Origin of the sequence: Microcoleus sp. Pol7_B2, assembly GCF_036701035.1 — a bacterium.
Lineage (GTDB): Bacteria > Cyanobacteriota > Cyanobacteriia > Cyanobacteriales > Microcoleaceae > Microcoleus.
Genome location: NZ_JAUBQB010000153.1, coordinates 1 through 4560 on the forward strand (window position 1 = coordinate 1; position 4560 = coordinate 4560).

General features: G+C 37.6%; 1 protein-coding gene. It reads right to left on the minus strand.

Features of this window, described 5'->3' with window-relative positions; genetic code table 11:
* A partial coding sequence (locus tag QUA57_RS28065) for a serine/threonine-protein kinase PknK (protein WP_333065056.1) occupies window positions 1-4018 on the minus strand: 4018 nt, incomplete at its 3' end.
* Window positions 4019-4560: the final 542 nt, after the last annotated feature.

Consider the following 4560-nt stretch of genomic DNA (forward strand, 5'->3'; position numbering starts at 1 on the left):
CTATTTCACCTGAAATTGCTTGGGAAGCTTTCATTACTGTGGCTAAATCTAGCGTCTCTCCCAAATTGGTGCTAGTGGTAGTAGGCGCATTGGTTGTTGTGTTAACTTTTGTTTGAGTTGTGGTTTTGGTTCTAGCTAGGAATTGGGGGTATTTTTGTTCTAAATCCTCCACTTTAGCTATAGCGCCCCAGAGTTGGTAGCTATAATGAGCTTTTTGCATATAAAGTTGAGCAAAATCTTCTTTGCCTTTAGCAAACCAGAATTTAGCCGCTAGTTCGTTCGCCAAAGCTTCGTTCTGGATATAGTCGTTTTCTCTAGCCGAAGCGATCGCTTTGTCGTATAAATCCATTGCTTCTAAATCTTTCCCAGCTACCCGCGCTATTTCTGCTTCAACGAGCAGATACTTATGTAAATAGTTTTCCGGACAATTATTCGCCCAAATTTTCATTTTTTCTTGATTTATTGCCAGCTTTGAATAATACTCGGCTTTTTCAATTGGACTCGCTTGAAGAATAACATTCAATAAAATCAAAGAATGGTAAAAATAATGTTCAGATTCGTTGGCAAGTCCGATTGTAAAGGGGAGCATTTCTTCACTTGAATTAGCGGCGTTCAACGCTTCAGCATAGTTTTCATACAGGAAAAAAAGTTGAGCTTTCAATGTCCTATACAATGCTATGCCGGGGGAAAACTGACTTTCCTGCCCCATTTGCATACAGCCATTTTCATTAAAGCGATCGCTGCTCAATGAGAATTTATCTGCTGTCAAACCTTGTAGATTAAAGACAAAATGCTGGCACATAATTTGTGCCTCTACAAAGACTTGATTTTTTATCTTTAGTAAATATTCGGTATATTTATAAGATTCTTCCAGAACGCTACTTAATTTCTCTCCCATTAAAATTTTTTGCACAATAGAATTGTACGCAATATAGCAAGCATAAATATCCCCAGTTTCAATCCCGGCTTGATAACCTTTTCTAAAAATAGGCAGATTCGTTCGCATATGGCTGCGCCAGTGACCGATTAACCCCGCAAATAAATTAGAAACTTTACATATTAACTTAAAATTATTAAGTTTTTCATTCAAATCTATGGCTAATATACCAAACTGATAACCAGCTTCATAATCCCCTAATCTCGATCCAGCTAAAATTCCCCAGAACGCATAGCCATGAGGAGATACGTCAGAATTGCCATATTGGATGGAGAGATTCACCATCTTTAATGTAGTCAAAGCGAGTAAGTCTTGGTCAGTAAAATAAGCAGGTCCAGTCATATTCATCAATATCTGCATACAAGCCATAATTTCTCGGTCTTGCATTGCAGAGGCATCAATTAAATCTGCTATTTTAATTGTTTGGAGGTGCGTGCGATAGGTCTGCAACTCTAATTCTAATTGGGCTAGCAGTTCGTCATTACTGTTAGGCCAGGTTAACCCTAAATCTATTAAGGCTTCTGAACCTACTTTAATGTTCGCTATATATTTGCCAGTATTATCATAAAATATTAAGCGCATATTTTGAATCGCTGCTTTATCTAAATTAGATTTAGCTTTAGTTAGCAGCAAATCAAAAAGTTCTTCGGCTTTTTCAAAATTGCTACAAAGATATTCGCACTCGGCCTGTTCTTGGTATAACTCAAAAATTAACCGATAATCTTCCTCCCAAATATTTTGAGGCAATATTTTGAGGGCCGCTTTTAGATATTTTAAAGCAGGTTCATAAGCTGCCGAAGCCTTAGCTTTTTTACCAGCAATTAAATTCAACTTTGCTAATTCATAAATTGATTCTGAACAGGTCAAGAGTTCTGCGCCTATATTCAAATGATTAATAATGTCAAATATTTTCTCTTCTAATTCTTTCTCCGCAGTATCCTTGAGAACTAATTGACCGATTTTTAAATGAGTTTCCTTTTTTTCCTCTTGGGGAATGAGGGCATAAGCCGCTTGTTGCACTCTGTCATGGAGAAATTTGAAAGAAATAATTACGAGGCGAGCGTCTATTATTTCTTCCGGTGTAGTTTCCCATTCAGAAATCGGCAATACTAATCCTTCCTGTATGGCAGGTAAAAGGTCGTAATAAGTTACGACGGCTGTTGTTTCTTGAATGATAGAAAGAGTATGTAAATTAAATGTATTACCGACACAAGCAGCTAACTGTAAAATCTTTTGGGTTGCGGCAGAAAGTTTTCTTAACTTCCTAATCATTAACTCCACAACATTATCAGTAATTCCGATGGCCTCAATTTGACCCATGTCCCATTGCCATTGGGCATGGCGGCCTTGGGAGGGGGGAATAAATTTCAGTAAGTTTTCCTGAAACAGGGTTTTGAAAAATTGATTGACAAAGAAGGGATTGCCAGAAGTTTTTTTGATAGCTAATTCTGCTAATTGCCCTACTGCGTTAGTATGTAGCGTGTCGGCAATTAGGTTGCTAATATGTTCTAGGGCTAAAGGAGTTAAGGTGATTTCATTAATAATGGCACCTTTAGTCCGAAGCAAATCCAGCGTTATAATTAACGGATGGTTGGGATTCACTTCGTTATCCCGATACGCGCCGATTAAAAATAAATATTTTGTTCCTTCATCGGCCATCATTATTTCGAGCAATTTCAGAGTAGCGGAATCAGCCCATTGTAAATCGTCTAAAAAAATGACTAAAGGATGCTCGGCTGAGCAAAATACGCGGATGAATTTTTGAAAGATTAAATTAAAGCGGTTTTGTGATTCGCTAGCACCTAATTCTTGGACGGGTGGTTGTTTGCCAACGATGAGTTCTACTTCTGGAATGACATCAATAATAACTTGACCGTTATCACCAAACGTCGCTAAAAGTTTTTCTTTCCAGGCGCCCAGTTGCGTTTCGGTTTCAGTTAATAGTTGCTTGACTAAAGACTGAAAGGATTTGACTACAGCCGCATAAGGAATATTGCGTTGAAATTGGTCAAATTTTCCGGCAATAAAATAACCGTTAGCCTTAGTAATAGGTTTATAAACTTCTTGCACTAAGGCTGATTTACCAATGCCAGAGTAACCCGACACTAACATAATTTCTGTTGTGCCATTGCTGACGCGCTGGAATGCTGCTAATAAGGTTTCAATTTCGCGTTCTCTACCATAAAGTTTTTGAGGTATTTGAAACTTATCACTAATATCTTTTTGGGCGAGATCAAAATCTACAATCGTTCCTTTAGCCTGTAGTTGTTCCAGACATTCTTCTAAATCTGCGATAATTCCCCAAGCACTTTGGTATCTTTTTTCAGCCGTTTTTTCTAACAGTTTTACTACAATCTCAGAAACCGCTTTAGGAATTTCAGGATTAATTTCATGGGGCGGCACTGCTTGTTTAGCAATATGACAGTGCACTAATTCCATTGCATCGTTGTAATCCCATGGCAGTTGCCCCGTTAGCAGTTCGTAAAAAGTGACTCCTAATGAGTAAAAATCAGTGCGGTAGTCGATCGCTCGGTTCATTCTGCCTGTTTGTTCCGGCGATATATAGCTCAGAGTGCCTTCTAAAACATTAGGATTTTTTAGGGTAGGATTCTCACGAGTTAAAACAGTAGAGATGCCAAAATCTATTATTTGGACTAGCCCTGTTGTGGAATTAATAATAATATTGCTCGGGTTGATATCTTTATGAATAATGTTATGTTGATGAATTTGACCTAAAGCTCTGGTTATTTTAATAGCGGTTGGCAAAAACTCTTCTAAGGTAAGTTTTTGAGCAGCCAACCACAGCTTTAATGCTTCTCCACCACTATCCTCGAAAATAATAGCCAAACTGTTCTGGTATCTCTCTAAGCTGTAGGTTTTAGGGACACTTTCTAGGTCAATATTGCGTGTAATTTCGTATTCCTGCTTGTATCTGACTAACGAAGCTGGCAGCGGATAATCTTGCTTGAGAAATTTGAGAATTATCGGTTGGTTGTCTTGCTTTCTCAGTCCTCGGTAAACTAAAGAATTGTTACTTTCATGAATTGGGTTCGTAATTTCGTAGCCTGCTAAGTTAATCATTTTTGCAGTCTCTCTTAAATATTAATATACAAGTTTTTGAGGAAGTGTCAATTTATAAGTAGATGTATGCTCTGATACCTAATTCTACTCTACACTTTCATAAAAACTTAAGATTTACTAAAAATAATTTTATTTAACATTTCTTAAAAAAAATACAAATAAAGATTCATATTAGGAGGGAGCTCGCAGCTTCCTCCAAAAGCAGGCAGAACAGAGACCAAGGGCGAGATCCCTTGGTCTTCAGAGCAGATTTGTAGGGCTTGTTATAGTTACTAGATCGCTCGTCAGATATGCCTAGATCCGCATCTGAGTTAAATCCTTCAGCTAAGAGCATTTTTTGAGAGGATTCTTGAGTTGAAAAACCGTAAATATTGTCCATAGCTGCTTACCTATGTTTATTACCGATCTTTTGATTTGGGAAACTACGGTTTTGCATCGATTTGTAGGGGTAACTTAATAATAAATTTGGTGCCGACTCCGACCTCACTTTTACATTCTATTTCACCCAGAAGTTTTTGGGTAACTAAATTGTAGACAATATG